Source organism: Vibrio algarum, assembly GCF_028204155.1.
Lineage (GTDB): Bacteria > Pseudomonadota > Gammaproteobacteria > Enterobacterales > Vibrionaceae > Vibrio > Vibrio algarum.
This window is the reverse complement of sequence record NZ_JAQLOI010000001.1, coordinates 2,876,918-2,893,486: the sequence shown is the minus strand read 5'-3', so window position 1 is coordinate 2,893,486 and position 16,569 is coordinate 2,876,918. Positions and strand designations below refer to the sequence as shown.

Here is a 16,569-nt window from a genome sequence, read left to right as displayed (position 1 = left end):
GAATCGAGCACTGAGTAACCAAAAATAATGTCTGACCCAAAATTTATACACTTAAGAGTACATAGTGATTATTCCATGGTAGATGGGCTGTCTAAAGTCCCGCCATTGGTGAAAAAGGTAGCTGAGTTAGGTATGCCGGCAATGGCGCTTACCGACTTTACAAACCTATGTGGCTTGGTGAAGTTCTATAATACGGCGCACAGCTGCGGAATTAAGCCTATCATTGGCGCAGATTTTGCGATGCAATCCGACCTGTTTGGTGACGAATTAACACAGATAACGGTTATTGCGAAAGACAATAAAGGGTACAACAACCTTACACTACTTATCTCTGAAGCGTACCAAAGAGGTCATGTCCAACATCAACCCGTTATAGATAAAGAGTGGTTAGCAAACCATAAAGAAGGTCTAATTATTCTTTCCGGTGGGAAAAATGGTGAAATTGGTAAAGCTTTACTTAAGGGAAATCAACACTTAGTCGATCGTTGTGTTGCGTTTTATAACCAACATTTTCCTGAGCATTTTTATTTAGAGCTGTCTCGAACAGGAAGAGCTGACGAGGAAAGTTACTTACATTTCGCGCTGGAACTCGCTGAAAATACGGGATTACCGGTTGTCGCAACCAATGAGGTTGTGTTTCTTCATGCGGATCAATTTGATGCGCACGAAATTCGTGTAGCAATACACGATGGCTTTACCCTCGTTGATCCTCGAAGACCTAAAAATTACAGTGCCCAGCAATACTTGCGCACTGAAGAAGAAATGTGCGAACTATTTTCAGATATTCCTGAAGCGTTAGAAAATAGTGTTGAAATTGCCAAGCGTTGTAACGCAACCGTTCGATTAGGTGAAATATTTTTACCTAATTTCCCAACTGAAGGGATGAAAATTGAAGACTACTTAATTAAAAAGTCCGAGGAAGGTTTAGAGCAACGATTAGAATTTCTGTTCCCGGATGAACAGGTTCGATTAGAAAAACGACCAGATTATGATGAACGTTTAAAAATTGAATTAGACGTAATTAACCAGATGGGCTTTCCTGGTTACTTTCTAATTGTGATGGAGTTTATTCAGTGGTCAAAGGATAATGATGTGCCTGTAGGCCCCGGTCGAGGTTCAGGTGCTGGTTCTCTGGTAGCTTATGCGTTAAGTATCACTGATTTGGACCCGCTAGAATACGACCTTCTCTTTGAACGTTTTCTTAACCCTGAGCGTGTTTCCATGCCCGATTTCGATGTGGATTTTTGTATGGATAAGCGCGATCAAGTTATTGATCACGTTGCAGAGATGTATGGGCGCGATGCCGTATCTCAGATCATTACCTTTGGTACGATGGCGGCGAAAGCAGTTATTCGCGACGTGGGACGGGTTCTTGGGCATCCCTATGGGTTTGTTGACCGAATATCTAAGTTAGTCCCACCAGATCCGGGAATGACTCTTGAAAAAGCATTTAAGGCCGAACCCCAGCTTCCTGAAATCTACGAAGCAGATGAAGACGTAAAAGAGCTTATCGACAAGTGCCGAATTTTAGAAGGGGTGACCCGTAACGCTGGTAAGCATGCCGGTGGAGTGGTTATATCACCAACGACCATTACGGATTTCGCACCAATCTATTGTGACGCTGACGGGAATTTCCCTGTTACTCAATTTGATAAAAATGATGTTGAAACAGCAGGACTGGTTAAGTTTGATTTTCTTGGTTTACGTACTCTAACCATTATCGATTGGGCTTTAGGGTTAGTTAACCCTCGTCTGGAAAAAGAAGGAAAAGAGCCGGTTCGAATAGAGTCTATTCCTCTCGATGATGCACGTTCATTTAGAAAGTTACAAGATTCAGAAACCACAGCAGTATTCCAGTTAGAATCCCGAGGAATGAAAGAGCTTATCAAGCGACTTCAGCCAGACTGTTTCGAAGATATTATCGCTTTGGTGGCACTATTTCGACCAGGGCCTTTGCAGTCAGGTATGGTAGATAACTTTATTGACCGTAAGCACGGCCGTGAAGCGGTTTCTTATCCTGATGAAACTTGGCAGCATGATTCGCTTAAAGAAACGCTCGAACCCACCTATGGCATTATCTTGTATCAAGAGCAGGTGATGCAGATAGCTCAGATTCTTGCCGGTTATACCTTAGGTGGTGCAGATATGCTTCGCCGAGCAATGGGTAAGAAGAAACCAGAAGAGATGGCGAAGCAACGCTCGGTATTTGAACAAGGGGCTATCGATAATGGTGTCGATGGCGAATTATCGATGAAGATATTTGACCTTGTGGAAAAATTTGCAGGGTATGGCTTTAACAAATCGCACTCTGCGGCTTATGCGCTAGTATCGTATCAAACGTTATGGTTGAAAACCCATTATCCAGCTGAGTTCATGGCAGCAGTTATGACTGCGGATATGGATAATACCGAGAAAGTTGTTGGGCTAGTGGATGAATGTATCCGCATGAAACTGGCGGTTTTGCCACCGGATATCAATGCAGGGCTTTATCGGTTTAATGTTGATGAATCAGGTGCCGTTGTTTACGGTATTGGTGCGATTAAAGGTGTTGGTGAAGGCCCAATTGAAAATATTATAGCGGCGCGAAATCAAGGGGGTTATTTTAAAGACCTCTTCGATTTTTGCGCCCGTATTGACCTGAAGAAAGTGAATAAGCGTGTTATTGAAAAGCTAATTCAGGCTGGCGCATTAGACCGATTGGGCCCACATCGCGCAGCGATGATGGCATCTGTTGATGATGCTGTAAAAGCAGCGGGTCAACATCGTCAAGCTGAAGCATTTGGGCAGGCAGATATGTTTGGCGTGTTAACGGACGCACCTGAAGCAGTAGAGCAAGCTTATGCTCAAGTCCCTGAGTGGCCAGAAAAAGTATGGCTTGAGGGAGAGCGAGAAACTTTAGGGCTTTATTTAACTGGTCATCCAATTAATGCGTATTTAAAGGAACTTGCTAAGTATACTAGTTGTCGATTAAAAGATGCGACACCAACAAGAAGAGATCAGAGTGTTACATTATCAGGTTTAGTTATCGCTGCCAGAGTGATGACAACCAAACGAGGTTCACGTATTGGCCTTATGACATTGGATGATAGGTCTGGTCGAATTGAAGTCATGATGTTCTCTGATGTGTTGGATAGGTATGCAGAATTACTAGAAAAAGATAAAATTTTAGTGATTTCTGGACAGGTCAGCTTTGATGACTTCAATGGTGGCCTTAAAATGTCTGCCCGTGAAGTGATGGATATTGGTGAAGCGCGTGAAAAATATACTCGCGGATTATCAGTTTCTATCATGCAATCACAGATAAATGATCAATTTTTTGAACAGTTTAGTGCGATCTTGGAGCCGCACAAAGCGGGAACGGTTCCAGTAAACGTGTATTATCAAAGAGAAGATGCTAGAGCTAAGCTCGCATTAGGAACAGAATGGCGTGTAACACCAAATGACACGCTGATAGACGAATTAAAACAGTTACTTGGTAAAAACCAAGTAGAACTCGAATTTAACTAAAGTCAGTTGTGATAACCCAATAATTAACTATATTGGTATAGAGGTTATTTGCAGTTGTATAACAAAGGATTCATGATGAGCCTGAACTTTCTAGAATTTGAAAAGCCGATTGCTGAACTAGAAGCAAAGATCGAAGCACTTCGAGATGTGTCTCGCCACGGTGGTGACACATCGGTGGATCTAGACAAAGAGATTTCTCAATTAGAAGAGAAAAGCTTAGAGCTTAAAAAGAAAATATTTAGTGATTTGGGTGCTTGGCAAGTAGCGCAACTCGCTCGCCATCCACAACGTCCTTATACACTTGATTATGTTGAACAAGTATTTACGGAATTTGAAGCTTTAGCGGGCGATCGTGCTTATGGTGATGATAAAGCGATTGTTGGTGGTATGGCTCGCTTAGATGGCCGTCCGGTAATGGTTATTGGTCATCAAAAAGGGCGTGAGACAAAAGAAAAAGTCATACGTAATTTTGGTATGCCAAAACCAGAAGGGTACCGTAAGGCCCTTCGACTAATGGAGATGGCAGAGCGTTTCAAAATGCCGATTATAACGTTTATTGATACAGCAGGTGCTTATCCAGGTGTTGGTGCTGAAGAGCGCGGGCAATCTGAAGCTATAGCTAAAAACCTTAAGGTGATGTCAGGTCTTAAAGTGCCTGTAATATGTAATGTTGTCGGTGAAGGCGGCAGTGGTGGAGCATTGGCTATTGGTGTTGGTGACTATGTCAATATGCTTCAGTATTCGACCTATTCGGTTATTTCTCCGGAAGGTTGTGCCTCTATACTTTGGCGTGACTCTGATAAAGCGCCACAAGCGGCAGAAGCAATGGGGCTGATTGCTCCGCGTTTAAAAGAGCTTGAGCTTATTGATGAAATTATTGAAGAACCATTAGGTGGCGCACATCGTGATCCTATCCAAATGGCTAAAAACATGAAAGCAATGCTTATCAAGCAGTTAGATGAATTGACTGAATTAGAAAATGACGATTTACTTGAGCGTAGATATCAGCGTTTAATGAGTTATGGTTACTGTTAAGATTGCAGAAAATATAAATCGAATAAGTTAGAATAGAACGGACCTTTTGGTCCGTTTTTTGTTCAAAATATAAGGCCAAACTTTGTTAGATACTCTTACCTCAATTATAGAAAAATATCATCAACCGGACGGCCGTATTGTGCTTGCATTGAGCGGGGGTGTCGATTCAAGAGTTTTATTGGATCTGCTCGCTCGTTATAAAGCTACACACAATGGAATAACCTGTTTAGCGGTTCATGTGCATCATGGGTTGAGTGACAACGCCAACGAATGGGCTGAACGTTGTAGTCTTTGGTGTCGTGATTACGGTATAGAGTTGTTTATTGAACATGTCGAACTTAATTTAGCTCGGAATGTGAGCATTGAACAAGAAGCTCGCAACAAGCGCTATCAGGCGTTAGAAAAACACGTAAAACGAAACGACCTTTTGTTAACGGGTCAGCATAATGCTGATCAATTAGAAACATTTTTGTTAGCAATGAAAAGAGGCAGTGGGCCCAAAGGTTTATCAGCGATGCCAGAGTGCACTTCTTTTGCAAAAGGATACCTAGTTCGACCTCTTTTGACTATCAGTCAAGCCGAGATAGTTGGGTACGCTAACTTGCAAGGTTTGAGCTGGAATGAAGACGAAAGTAATCAAGATATTCGATATGATCGCAATTTTTTGCGGCAAGAAGTTATTCCTTCGCTTAAATCCCGTTGGCCTAATATAGAGCAGTCGGTTTTGCGAAGCAGTCAGCTTTGTGCGGATCAAGAGTCATTGATCAATGAGTTACTTCATGACCGATTGGTAGAGTTTACCGCCGTAGATGGTGGATTATCTATTTCCCAGCTTAGACATCAGAGTGAGCTTGCTAGAAATCAGTTATTAAGACTTTGGTTAGGCTCTAGGAAAAGCATCATGCCGTCTTTCGTGCAACTCAGCTTGATTTGGAATGAGGTCGCAATGGCAAAGGCAGATGCCAACCCAAGAATGAACATTACGTCTGGAGAAGTTAGGCGATTCAAAGATAGGCTTTATTTTGTGGAAAGACTATCTGATGTTAGTTCTTGGTCTGAATTTCTGCCCTCTAATCAATGGGTAGAGTTACCTGAAAAATTAGGCCGTATTCAACTTACTGATAAAAGTACAGAGACACCTCTTTCATTGCGTTCTCCTAGAGATGATGAGCAAGTACAGGTGCATTTTAAACCGCAAGGGTTAACGGCTCATCCGGTTGAGCGTGGGCACAGTAGAAAACTGAAAAAACTATTTCAGGAATATGGAGTACCAAGTTGGTTAAGAACTCGAACGCCAATTATTATGTATGGCGATCAACTTGCTATGGTCGTAGATCTTTTTGTGTGCAAAGAATTTCACGGTGATGATTGTGAAATTCTATGGGATAAAGTATAAGAGAGTAAGCTCGATAATTAGAATATCTTAAAATTAAAGGAAGAGTTATGAATAAGTTAGTAACTGGATTAGTAATGAGTACTGTACTGTTTAGTGGTTCTGTGTTGGCTGGAGACCCAGTAGCGGGTAAAGCTAAGTCAATGGTGTGCGGCGCTTGTCATGGGGTTGCAGGTATATCGTCAATTGATGGGTACCCAAACCTTGCAGGTCAAAATGAGAAGTACATTATTTCTTCAATTAAAGCTTATCGCACCAAAGAGCGAAGTGGTGGTAATGCCGCAATAATGCAGCCACAAGCGTCCATGCTAAGTGATCAAGATATTGAAAATCTGGCGGCATACTACTCGCAAATGAAATAAGTTTATTAAATCGTTAGCATTGGTTATTTAGTTGATTTCAATAATAATGCTGTCATAGATGTAAGATTAAGGGATTAATATGAAAAAGATTGAAGCTATCATCAAGCCGTTTAAATTGGATGATGTTCGTGAAGCGCTAGCAGAAGTTGGCATTACAGGGATGACAGTATCTGAGGTTAAAGGTTTTGGTCGTCAGAAAGGTCACACAGAGCTTTACCGTGGAGCTGAGTATGTGGTTGACTTTTTACCTAAAGTTAAGCTTGAAATCGTCGTTAATAGCGATGTTGTTGATCAATGCATCGACACGATTATTGATACTGCTCAAACGGGTAAAATAGGTGACGGTAAAATATTCGTCACAAATGTTGATCGTGTGGTGCGTATTCGTACTGGCGAAGAAGATGAAGACGCTATCTAAAAACGGTTAAGTGAAAAAAGGAGCTAAGGCTCCTTTTTTGTTTTCTAAGCTGAAACCTTTTTATGTAGTGCCATTCCTACGATAGTGAAAATCTAATTCCTCCTAAATTTCCTGTTTCAACGGAAATGACGACATACTTGGCATGAGCCGAACAGCATTACTAGAAAAAGGTTGGACGATTTAGAGGGTGCGGTATGAAAAAAGCAATTAAAGCGGTTCTATTGATATGTATCTTATTTGTCGCATTGATCACATTGTCATTTCAGATAGTTTTTGATGTGCCTGACCAGCCTCGGCAATTATTACTAGGTCAAGAACAAGACCATGTTACGCCCGTTTGTTATCACAACGCTTTACCTAAACCCATTGATAAAAACGGCAAACTGAACCTGTTGGTCTGGAATATATACAAACAGAATCGAGACAATTGGGAACCAGCTTTAAATGAATTTAGTCATGACTCTCAACTTCTTTTGCTTCAAGAAGCGAGCTTAACAAAAACATTTCTAAGTTGGATTGAGCGTCAAGATTGGGGCAGCAACTATGTACAAGCATTTTCTGCTTTTGATACGAGCGCTGGCATTATTAACCTCGCTTCAGAATTTCCTATTATTGCTTGTGCGTATGGCTTTAAAGAGCCGTGGTTAAGGTTACCTAAGGCAGGGTTGTATGCTCGCTATCTTTTATCCAACAATGAAGAACTCGCCGTTGTTAACTTGCATGCCATCAATTTTACGTTAGGCACAAAGGAGTACGAACAGCAACTCAATGTGTTAAAAAAGGAACTATTGCTACATAAGGGTCCGATTATTCTGGCGGGGGATTTTAATACATGGAATGAGGATAGATTTGCACGACTAAGGGCAGGGGTTAATGAGTTGGGCTTAAAAGAAATCGAGTTCGAGCCAGATCATCGTAAACGTTTTGTAAACGGCTTACCGTTGGATCATGTGTTTTACAAAGGCCTACAGGCGATAAATGCAAAAGCGCCCATAACGGACGCTTCAGATCATAATCCTTTAATAATTAGCTTTATGCTTAGTGAATAAAGTCTAAAAAATCAGAATATACAAAGCCCATATAAAGTAATAACCAAGCCAAGGAAGAGCGGAAATAGCCAAAGCTTGACCTTTAGTAAATTCGGTCCAAGCGCCAATAGCTGCATAACCAAGTACAATATACCATGGCAGCAGTAGAGGGAATGCGCGAGTAAATGAAGACCACTCACTTGTTAATGGCAGTTTAAGCAAGCCATTTAGACTATTTAAGTCGGCGGCATAGCTCATCACGTTACCATGGTTAACTAGCAGACTCACATAACTTGCAAAGTCGCCAATAACAGCTGGAAAAATAACGACGCTAGACGCTGCAAACCATTTCCAATACCCATGCTGATGGCGGCTCGGTTTTGCAGCTAAGAAAAACCAAAATGCAAGCAAGCCGATATTTAGCGTTCTATTTAATACCGTGTTTAGAATCTCACTTGCCATAAGCGTGTTTTTTTCGAGTAGCGCTATTTTATCTGGAGACGACGCTTGAAGTTGTTCAGTTAAATTGTATTTTAACCATTCGAAATCAACGATGTCGAAGTAATATCCCCAGAATAAAAATGGCGTTAGTAACAGAAGTATGTAGGTTTGCCAGCCCCAAGCGCCTCGTTGATAAAGCGCAGCGAAGCATGAAGTTGGAGACCTAAATATATCTACTACCATTATCAATGGGTTACTAGAAGGAACTATCATACGCTGACCTTAGTCACATCGACATAAAGCTTCAGGCTTTGCCCTGGTTTTATGTATTTTTTCTTTGCCAAATTGTTCCATTTTACAATGTCAGCACTTTTGACTTTGAATTTGCTCGCTATACCACTGATGGTGTCTCCTGTGCGAACTTTATAATGCACTGTTCGCATAATTGCACCATCACTGTTATTTTTCCAAATAACTAGCTTTTGACCTATTTTTAGCGTATCTCTTGGCCCCATTCCGTTCCATTTAGCTAAGGACTGATAAGAGACATTGTGCTTTCTTGAAATTGTCCATAAGCTATCACCGCTCGCAACAGTATGAGTAACCTTAAATTTACCTTTGGCAGTAGACTGTGTTTTAGCTAAGCGGTTTTTGGCGCTAAGCGCATAGGTATCATCACCTTTTGTTGATGTTGGGATCATCAAGTGTTGACCAACACGGATCATATTGCTTGAAAGACTATTGGCTGTGCGGATAATTTTACTCGTTGTATCATGCTTTCTTGCTATCACACTTAGAGTATCACCCGATTTCACTTTATACCGAACAAGCTTTACACCTTTCCCTCGGTTCCCTTCTACCGACTTCGTAAACTGGTCGATGGACGCTAATGGAAGTAGAAAATGAAACGGGCCTTCAGGGGCTGTTGCCCATTGATTATATGCAGGATTGTAGCTTTGAAGCTCAGTAACGGTAAGGCCAGCATAGTTAGCCGCTATGGCTAAATCTAGCTGCTCTTTCGGGTCGACACTTTCTAAAACAGGTTTATTGGCGATAGGTGGAATACTAATGCCATATTTCTCTTGGTTTGCGACAACATCGGCTAAGGCCAATAATTTTGGTACATAGCTACTGGTCTCTTTAGGTAGTTCAAGAGAGAAAAAGTCTATCGGCTTTCCTGCTTTCTTGTTTTTCGTGATTGCGCGTGAAACGCGTCCACCGCCACTGTTATAAGCTGCTATAGCAAGATTCCAGTCGCCATTAAATCGTTTGTTCAGAGAAACTAAGAATTCCAGTGCGGCATCTGTGGCGAATTCAACATCGCGTCTGCCGTCGTACCAGTAATTTTGTTCTAAGCCATACATTTTTCCGGTGCTAGGTACAAATTGCCACAGTCCAGCTGCGCTACCGTGTGAATAAGCGAAGGCGTCAAACGAGCTTTCAACAACAGGAAGAAGTGCCAGCTCTAATGGTAAATGGCGTTCTTCTATTTTTTCAACAATCAGATATAAGAAAGGTTCGGCGCGTCGAGATACTTCCACCATATGACTCGGGTGAGTGATAAACCAATTTCGGTAATACTCTACTCTTTTATGGTCGGGTACTTCTAATTTCAGTTGCATCGCAATGCGTTCCCAAACATCATCGCGATTCCAAGGTGTAATATCTGGTTTATTGCTATCACTTTGTGACGACGCAGTTCCATCTTTCGCTGCATTGATCGTATCAGTATCACTACTAATTACAGCATTCGAATTGGAGTCTGATGAAGGGGTCTTACCTGTGGTGTCATTTGTCTCAGAAGAAGAGTCAATTTGTTGAGTCGCTTGGCAACCTGCCAACAGCAGTACAACGACCCAACTAAACAGCATTCTCATTTAGCTAACCTTGTTAAAAATTGACTGCTGATGATACTTGCGGTCATATTCAGAGACAAGCGAGAAAATGTTAAAATGCGTTCTTCCACTCCCTTAATGCAGTAAAGACTGCTAATGGTGACGTTTCTTTGGTCCTATTTGCTATAGAATTGACCACGCTAGGTTGATCCACTCGTAAAAAAGGGTTAATCAATTTTTCTTTTTGTAAGGTTGTTGGTAGCGTTGGTTTTCGTTCTGCTCTCAATTGAAAGACATCTTCTCTATAAGTGAGTAGATCTTTATTACCTGGCTCGACGGCCAGTGCAAACGAAACGTTAGCGCTAGTATATTCGTGAGCAGGGTACACCTTGGTGTCATCGGGAAGGGCGAGTATCTTGTTTATCGAATCAAACATTTGTTCTGGCGAGCCTTCAAAAATGCGGCCGCATCCAGCTGAGAATAAAACGTCGCCACTAAATAACTTCCCATCGCCCACATACCCAAGGTGTCCAAGTGTATGTCCTGGTAGGTCAATAACTAAGAACGTTTCATCAAACAGGGAAAATTGGTCTCCGCCATTTAAATGATGCGTAAGGTAAGGAATATCTTCTTTTTCTGGGCCAACAATCTTAATGTTAGGAAACGAGTCCAACAAGGCTGGCACTCCGCCAACGTGGTCCTTGTGGTGGTGAGTTATAAGGATCGCTTCTAAGGTAAGGTTTTGCTGTTCTAAATATTGAAGTACGGGTTTGGCATCTCCTGGGTCAACAATCGCACAGCGTAGGTCGCTATTTTGAATTAGCCAGATGTAATTGTCATTGAATGCGGGTATGCTCTTGATGGTTAACATTTTATTCTCCAGCAATGAATTGTAAGTTAGGATATCGATGAAACCAGTTCGTACTTCAAAAATAATCGAACAACCTCACTCATGGCAACACCTTAAAAATGGTGAGTGGGTATCTGAGTCTATTCAAATGAGACTCGACGAATGGTGCCCTAAATTATTTGGTTATCACATGTTAAAGCTAGGTGGACTAAGTTGTGAGATAGCTAGTAGAATGTGTAATATTCAGCATCAAGTCAACCTTGATGTTGAAAACTCATTGCATACTGTCATTGCCGATCCTTATGATCTTCCCTTCTTAGAAAAAAGTGTCGATGTCGTCCTTCTCGCTCATCAATTAGATTTCTGTAGTGACCCACATCGTCTACTACGAGAAGTTGATAGAGTGATGGTCGATGACGGCTATCTAATTATTACGGGTTTTAATCCAGTTAGCTTAACGGGGCTTGCCAGTTTAATGCCATGGAGGAAGAATAGTCTGCCTTGGAGTGGTCGAATGTTTACTCCTCATCGTATAAGGGATTGGCTTGGCTTATTGAATTACCAGGTGGTTCATACCGATAGATATGCGGTTTTTCCAATGAAACACCCGTTTTGGACTTGGTTGGAGAATAGCATGGGTGATAGGTTAGCCCCATGTGGTAGCCTCTATTTTATTGTGGCAAGAAAAAGAACGTACCCCCTTAAACTGATTAAGCCGCACTGGCGACTAAAGAGAAAGCTATCGCCAGTTGGAGTGAATATGAGAGTAGAAAGTCGCGCCGAATCGACCAATAATTCAGATTAGTATCTCAAGTGATTTATCCTTTATACCCTTCATCTATCTCGGTTGGTTTTTCTGCTGCGGCTCTTGCTATATCATCGCATATTTCGTTTTCTCTATGCCCCGCATGCCCTTTAACCCAGTGCCAATCTACGAAATGGCGAGAAGCTTCAAAATCTAATGCTTTCCAAAGGTCTGCATTTTTTACGGGCTTTTTATCTGACGTTATCCATTCCCGTTTTTTCCAGTTGTGAATCCATTTGGTGATTCCCTGGCGAACATATTGGCTGTCCGTTGTTAAAATGACGTGGCAAGGCTCTTTCAGTGCTTTTAGTGCGACGACGGCCGCCATCATTTCCATACGGTTATTTGTTGTCAAAGTATAGCCTTTAGCCAGTTGCTTTTCGGTTTTTTTATATCTAAGGACGATGCCATAGCCTCCGGGACCGGGGTTGCCTAAACATGAACCGTCTGTGAAAACTTCAACTTGTTTCGTCATGATTTGATACTATTGCTCAATGCGCTGATTTCAGTATAAATATAGTCTGACATAGATATCATTATGAATACTAGTAACAATTTGAACCAACAACGAATCGTCGTACTCGATACCGAAACGACCGGTATGAACCGAGAAGGTGGACCAACTTATCTTGGGCATCGAATTATTGAAATTGGTGCAGTAGAAATCGTTGATAGAAAGCTAACGGGTAAGCACTTTCACGTTTATGTGAAACCTGATCGGTTGATTCAAGAAGATGCAATTGACGTGCACGGTATCACAGACGAATTTCTTCGCGACAAACCTGAATATAGGCAAGTTCATCAAGAATTCTTAGACTTTATCAAAGGTGCAGAACTTGTTGCTCATAACGCACCCTTCGATGTCGGGTTTATGGATTATGAGTTTGAGAAGTTAGATCCTAAAATCGGTAAAACAAGCCAGTATTGTAAGATTACCGATACTCTTGACATGGCGAAAAAGATATTCCCCGGCAAGAGAAATAATCTCGATATTCTCTGTGAGCGATATGGAATAGATAACTCCCATCGAACACTGCACGGTGCATTGCTCGATGCAGAGATCTTAGCTGATGTTTACCTGCTTATGACTGGGGGGCAGACTTCATTGCAATTCAGTAGTGAACAACAATCAGATAGCGAGGGTGAATCCATTAGGCGAGTAAACGCGGGTAGAAAATCTCTTAAGGTTTTACGAGCATCTGCCGATGAAATAGAAGCACATCAAAATCGTTTAGATATCGTAGAGAAAGGCGGAAGCTGTCTCTGGCGACAATAGAGGAAACTATGCTTAGGATTCTGTTTTTTATCACCTGTATTTTGACCAGTTTTTTTAGCTGGTCTCAAACAGAATCATCTGTCTCTTTATTGGACAACCGATTTCGAGTTGACCCGACTATAGAACAAATCTCATTCGTAATTTATCGAAAGTCGCCATCCCGATCGGTTGTACTGGTTCGTCCCGATGGTAAAAAATACTATTCATGGGAACATCCTGAAACCGTGTCTTGGTATGAAGAAAATGGCATGGACATTATTTCAATTGAAAACCCGATGCCGGGACCATGGCAGGCAGTCGGCAAGGTCACACCAAAAAATAATATAAAGTTACTATCGAATTTGCTTCTTCATGTCGATAAGTTTCCTAGTCGCCTGTATCAGGACGAGACAATAAAATTCACGGCACGCCTTACGCAAGATGGTAATCCATTAGTATTGAAGGACTTCTTGGATAGAGTGAGGTTACGCGTTAGCTTTATTCAACATGTTGAGGATGAGGAAAACCCAGAACTGACCTCAGAACCAGAATCCACTATTCTTGGTACCTTTAAAGACGATGGCCAAGGGTTAGATGAAGTATCCGGAGATGGTATATTTACCGTGGAGCTTCCTATTGAGGTTGCTCCAGGTAAATATCGAGCCATTATCACTTCCGGAAATGGCGTTTTTTTAAGAGCAGTAGAGCAGACCGTTCTTGTTTACCCTTCTCCAATTACGGTTGGCTTTATCCAATCAAGGGATGAAACAGAGGGGCATTTGGTCACGGTGACAGGTGAGCAGGGTATGGTTTTACCGGGTAGCATTGCAGCAACGATTGAACAAACGACGCCCGATAAAAGAACGATTCTTACTCAAAGTAGCGTTGGCCCAGAAGACTTTACGACCGAATTTACTATCACTAATGACCAGAAACCCGGAAAGCATACTTGGAAGGGCACTGTATATGCTACTGAAGGTGCGGCTAAACGCGACTTAGTCATTCAGGTTGAAGAGTCTGCTTTCAGTGTCATGGAGAAGCTCGATATAGAACAATCGACTAAAGAGTATCAGCGTTTGCAAGAAGAAAAGCGTAGGGCTCTCGAAATAGAAAGAATTAAGCGCGATAGAGAAGAGGCCAGAATGACTGGAATGTTAACAATATTGGTTGGTAATTTAGTCGTCATCATTCTAGGCCTTATCATTTGGTTTATCATTCGAAAACTAAGAGTACGTAAAGTTTCAGCACCCGAAATGCAACTTGATGCACCACCGAAACAGTAGTGGATTAGGAATAGAAGAGCTTGATGCTCTTCTATTTTTTTATGTGGTTTTTTAATGTTAAATCCAATTCTTTTATCTAATCGCTCGACACCTGAAATCAAAACTAGGTAAACTCCGAGTTAATATTAATCCCTTGAAAACAGTGAGAGTCACCATGTATCAAGATCTAATTCGTTCCGAACTAAATGAAGCGGCAGAAGTATTAAATAAATTTTTAAGTGATGATCACAATATTCAACAAATTGAAGCGGCAGCTAAGCTGATTGCAGATTCGTTTAAGCTTGGCGGAAAAGTACTTTCTTGCGGCAATGGTGGTTCACATTGTGATGCTATGCACTTCGCGGAAGAGTTAACAGGCCGATATAGAGAGGATCGCCCGGGGTACGCTGGTATAGCTATCTCAGATCCAAGTCATTTATCCTGCGTGAGTAATGACTTTGGTTACGATTTTGTTTTCTCCCGTTACGTTGAAGCAGTAGGGTCGTCTGGTGATGTATTGTGGGGGCTTTCTACTTCTGGTAATTCAAGTAATATCTTAAAGGCCATTGAAGCTGCTAAGAAGAAGGGGATGAAGACGATTGCGCTTACCGGTAAGGATGGCGGCATGATGGCAGGGTGCGCCGATATTGAAATTCGTGTACCTCATTTTGGTTATGCGGATCGCATTCAAGAGATCCATATAAAAATTATTCATATTGTCATTCAGCTAATTGAAAAAGAGATGGCTGAAGTATTCTAAAAAGCGGTTCGTATAGGCATATAAAGTGCTTAATGTTTCCTAGTAATATTAGTAGTTAAAGGTTTTGCAAATGTGTGAATTGCTCGGAATGAGCGCTAATGTGCCAACTGACATCTGTTTTAGTTTTGCAGGGTTGATGCAGCGAGGTGGAAAAACCGGTCCTCACAGTGATGGTTGGGGGATTACTTTTTACGAAGGTAAAGGGTTTAGAACTTTTAAAGATCCCAATCCTAGCTACAACTCAAAAATAGCGGAGTTAGTACAAAACTACCCTATTAAAAGTTGTGCTGTCATCAGTCATATAAGACAAGCGAATAGAGGCGGTGTTAATTTAGAAAATACGCACCCATTTACCCGCGAGTTATGGGGGAAGTATTGGACGTTCGCCCACAATGGGCAGCTATCAGATTACGATTCATTGCAAACAGGTCGATTTAGACCGGTAGGTAAGACAGACAGCGAGTTGTCATTTTGTTGGATACTCAATAAATTAGAGTCTAAATACCCTGAACCGCCTCAAGATATCGTTGAGATGTTCCAATATATCGCTGTTTGTTGTGACGAGTTAAAAGAGTTTGGTATTTTTAACATGTTGCTTAGTGATGGCGATTATGTGATGACTTATTGTACTAATCATCTCTACTGGATTACTAGACGAGCACCTTTTGGTAAAGCAAGCCTCATTGATGAAGACATGACGGTTAACTTTCAAGAAGAGACAACACCAAATGATGTTGTGACAGTTGTTGCTACTCAACCTCTAACGGACAATGAAACGTGGAATAGAATGAAACCAGGTGAATACAACCTATTTCATTTTGGTGAAGTTATAAGTTGTAATACGGAGTGTTTGGTTGATGTAGAGTTCGCTCTACCAAAAATTAAATAATCCGAATTTAATGAATAAAAAAACAGCGATGGCTTGTGAAGCTCTCGCTGTTTTTTTCGGTTAGAGAAAATATCACTCATTTATTACTAACTAATCAGAAGCATACCCTGACTCACCAAGTACTTTACCATCCAGTATCGCGTTGTTGTCGGTCATCGATAGCCGACCTTCAACAAACCAGTTTACGGTTAGTGGATAGATATCATGTTCTTGCGTTTGTACTCTTTCGTTTAATGTTTCAGGAGTATCCTCAGAAAAAACAGGTACTTTGGCTTGTAGAATAACAGGTCCGCCATCGAGTTGTTCTGTTACAAAATGAACACTCGTTCCGTGCTCAATGTCACCTGCCTCTATAGCACGTTTATGGGTGTTCAACCCTGTGTATTTAGGTAGTAGAGACGGGTGAATATTGATCATTTTTCCAAGATAGTGAGCCACAAATTCTTTGCTTAGAATACGCATATAGCCCGCCAGAACAATCAGATCTGGCTGATATCTATCTATTTGAGACATTAATTCTGTATCGAATAAATCTCGGTTTTCAAACGCTTTAGGATCGATAAAACGTGCATCAATATCGGATTGTTTAGCCCTTTCTAGGCCATACGCATCAGATTTATTTGAGAAAACAGCAGTGACTTCACCATTGGCAATTCGAGTGCCACAAGCATCAATGATAGCTTGTAGGTTACTACCGTTTCCAGAAATGAGTACGACGATCCTTTTCAT

General features: G+C 41.4%; 16 protein-coding genes. 11 read left to right on the top strand and 5 right to left on the bottom strand.

Annotated features, from left to right (window positions below):
- Positions 1-27 precede the first annotated feature (27 nt).
- The 6 genes from dnaE (at position 28) to PGX00_RS13435 (ending at position 7,764) form a co-directional block, all read left to right on the top strand.
- Positions 28-3,507: a DNA polymerase III subunit alpha gene (gene dnaE, locus PGX00_RS13460; protein WP_272137244.1), complete on the top strand. Its 3,480-nt coding sequence runs from the start codon at positions 28-30 to the stop codon at positions 3,505-3,507.
- A gap of 75 nt (positions 3,508-3,582) precedes the next feature.
- On the top strand, positions 3,583-4,542 hold the full coding sequence (gene accA / locus PGX00_RS13455; RefSeq protein ID WP_272137242.1) for an acetyl-CoA carboxylase carboxyl transferase subunit alpha: 960 nt from the start codon (positions 3,583-3,585) through the stop codon (positions 4,540-4,542).
- 82 nt (positions 4,543-4,624) lie between these two features.
- On the top strand, positions 4,625-5,938 hold the full coding sequence (gene tilS, locus PGX00_RS13450; protein ID WP_272137240.1) for a tRNA lysidine(34) synthetase TilS: 1,314 nt from the start codon (positions 4,625-4,627) through the stop codon (positions 5,936-5,938).
- A gap of 47 nt (positions 5,939-5,985) precedes the next feature.
- Complete coding sequence (locus tag PGX00_RS13445; RefSeq protein WP_272137238.1) at positions 5,986-6,297, top strand: c-type cytochrome; 312 nt, start codon at positions 5,986-5,988, stop codon at positions 6,295-6,297.
- A 79-nt stretch (positions 6,298-6,376) separates the two neighbouring features.
- Entirely contained in the window at positions 6,377-6,715 is a 339-nt protein-coding gene (gene glnB, locus PGX00_RS13440) for a nitrogen regulatory protein P-II (RefSeq protein ID WP_272137235.1), read from the top strand.
- Positions 6,716-6,909: 194 nt separating this feature from the next.
- The gene (locus PGX00_RS13435; protein WP_272137233.1) at positions 6,910-7,764 is read left to right on the top strand and encodes an endonuclease/exonuclease/phosphatase family protein; all 855 of its coding nucleotides are present in this window, start codon (positions 6,910-6,912) and stop codon (positions 7,762-7,764) included.
- A 3-nt stretch (positions 7,765-7,767) separates the two neighbouring features.
- On the opposite strand, the gene PGX00_RS13430 is transcribed toward PGX00_RS13435, so the two are convergent.
- The 3 genes from PGX00_RS13430 to gloB form a co-directional block, all read right to left on the bottom strand.
- Complete coding sequence (locus tag PGX00_RS13430) at positions 7,768-8,454, bottom strand: YIP1 family protein (protein WP_272138072.1); 687 nt, start codon at positions 8,452-8,454, stop codon at positions 7,768-7,770.
- On the bottom strand, positions 8,454-10,061 hold the full coding sequence (locus PGX00_RS13425) for a lytic transglycosylase (RefSeq protein WP_272137231.1): 1,608 nt from the start codon (positions 10,059-10,061) through the stop codon (positions 8,454-8,456). Before PGX00_RS13425 ends, PGX00_RS13430 begins: the two co-directional genes overlap by 1 nt.
- A 70-nt stretch (positions 10,062-10,131) precedes the next feature.
- Positions 10,132-10,890, bottom strand: a complete 759-nt coding sequence (gloB, locus tag PGX00_RS13420) for a hydroxyacylglutathione hydrolase (RefSeq protein WP_272137229.1) — start codon at positions 10,888-10,890, stop codon at positions 10,132-10,134.
- Between the two features lie 37 nt (positions 10,891-10,927).
- Here gloB and PGX00_RS13415 point away from each other — a divergent pair, with 37 nt between their 5' ends.
- Positions 10,928-11,674: a class I SAM-dependent methyltransferase gene (locus PGX00_RS13415; protein WP_272137227.1), complete on the top strand. Its 747-nt coding sequence runs from the start codon at positions 10,928-10,930 to the stop codon at positions 11,672-11,674.
- Positions 11,675-11,687: 13 nt separating this feature from the next.
- On the opposite strand, the gene rnhA is transcribed toward PGX00_RS13415, so the two are convergent.
- Positions 11,688-12,149 carry a ribonuclease HI gene (gene rnhA / locus PGX00_RS13410; protein WP_272137225.1) on the bottom strand — a complete coding sequence of 154 codons (462 nt, stop codon included), beginning with the start codon at positions 12,147-12,149 and terminating at the stop codon, positions 11,688-11,690.
- Between the two features lie 63 nt (positions 12,150-12,212).
- Between rnhA and dnaQ the strand changes: the two genes are divergently transcribed.
- The 4 genes from dnaQ to PGX00_RS13390 all read left to right on the top strand — a co-directional run bounded on the left by dnaQ (position 12,213) and on the right by PGX00_RS13390 (position 15,840).
- Positions 12,213-12,950 carry a DNA polymerase III subunit epsilon gene (dnaQ, locus tag PGX00_RS13405; RefSeq protein WP_272137223.1) on the top strand — a complete coding sequence of 246 codons (738 nt, stop codon included), beginning with the start codon at positions 12,213-12,215 and terminating at the stop codon, positions 12,948-12,950.
- Positions 12,951-12,958: 8 nt separating this feature from the next.
- Entirely contained in the window at positions 12,959-14,212 is a 1,254-nt protein-coding gene (locus tag PGX00_RS13400) for a TIGR03503 family protein (RefSeq protein ID WP_272137221.1), read from the top strand.
- Between the two features lie 154 nt (positions 14,213-14,366).
- Positions 14,367-14,951, top strand: coding sequence for a D-sedoheptulose 7-phosphate isomerase (lpcA, locus tag PGX00_RS13395; RefSeq protein WP_272137219.1), 585 nt, complete (start codon positions 14,367-14,369; stop codon positions 14,949-14,951).
- A 70-nt stretch (positions 14,952-15,021) separates the two neighbouring features.
- Positions 15,022-15,840 carry a class II glutamine amidotransferase gene (locus PGX00_RS13390; RefSeq protein ID WP_272137216.1) on the top strand — a complete coding sequence of 273 codons (819 nt, stop codon included), beginning with the start codon at positions 15,022-15,024 and terminating at the stop codon, positions 15,838-15,840.
- Between the two features lie 90 nt (positions 15,841-15,930).
- On the opposite strand, the gene purN is transcribed toward PGX00_RS13390, so the two are convergent.
- Positions 15,931-16,569, bottom strand: a complete 639-nt coding sequence (gene purN / locus PGX00_RS13385) for a phosphoribosylglycinamide formyltransferase (RefSeq protein WP_272137214.1) — start codon at positions 16,567-16,569, stop codon at positions 15,931-15,933.

Bases quoted from the DNA above. Each gene is read 5' to 3' on its own strand.
- PGX00_RS13445 (WP_272137238.1), top strand. From the start codon at position 5,986: ATGAATAAGTTAGTAACTGGATTAGTAATGAGTACTGTACTGTTTAGT.
- PGX00_RS13415 (WP_272137227.1), top strand. From the start codon at position 10,928: ATGAAACCAGTTCGTACTTCAAAAATAATCGAACAACCTCACTCATGG.
- accA (WP_272137242.1), top strand. From the start codon at position 3,583: ATGAGCCTGAACTTTCTAGAATTTGAAAAGCCGATTGCTGAACTAGAA.
- PGX00_RS13400 (WP_272137221.1), top strand. From the start codon at position 12,959: ATGCTTAGGATTCTGTTTTTTATCACCTGTATTTTGACCAGTTTTTTT.
- glnB (WP_272137235.1), top strand. From the start codon at position 6,377: ATGAAAAAGATTGAAGCTATCATCAAGCCGTTTAAATTGGATGATGTT.
- PGX00_RS13390 (WP_272137216.1), top strand. From the start codon at position 15,022: ATGTGTGAATTGCTCGGAATGAGCGCTAATGTGCCAACTGACATCTGT.
- rnhA (WP_272137225.1), bottom strand. From the start codon at position 12,149: ATGACGAAACAAGTTGAAGTTTTCACAGACGGTTCATGTTTAGGCAAC.
- PGX00_RS13425 (WP_272137231.1), bottom strand. From the start codon at position 10,061: ATGAGAATGCTGTTTAGTTGGGTCGTTGTACTGCTGTTGGCAGGTTGC.
- lpcA (WP_272137219.1), top strand. From the start codon at position 14,367: ATGTATCAAGATCTAATTCGTTCCGAACTAAATGAAGCGGCAGAAGTA.
- purN (WP_272137214.1), bottom strand. From the start codon at position 16,569: ATGAAAAGGATCGTCGTACTCATTTCTGGAAACGGTAGTAACCTACAA.
- dnaE (WP_272137244.1), top strand. From the start codon at position 28: ATGTCTGACCCAAAATTTATACACTTAAGAGTACATAGTGATTATTCC.
- dnaQ (WP_272137223.1), top strand. From the start codon at position 12,213: ATGAATACTAGTAACAATTTGAACCAACAACGAATCGTCGTACTCGAT.
- gloB (WP_272137229.1), bottom strand. From the start codon at position 10,890: ATGTTAACCATCAAGAGCATACCCGCATTCAATGACAATTACATCTGG.
- PGX00_RS13435 (WP_272137233.1), top strand. From the start codon at position 6,910: ATGAAAAAAGCAATTAAAGCGGTTCTATTGATATGTATCTTATTTGTC.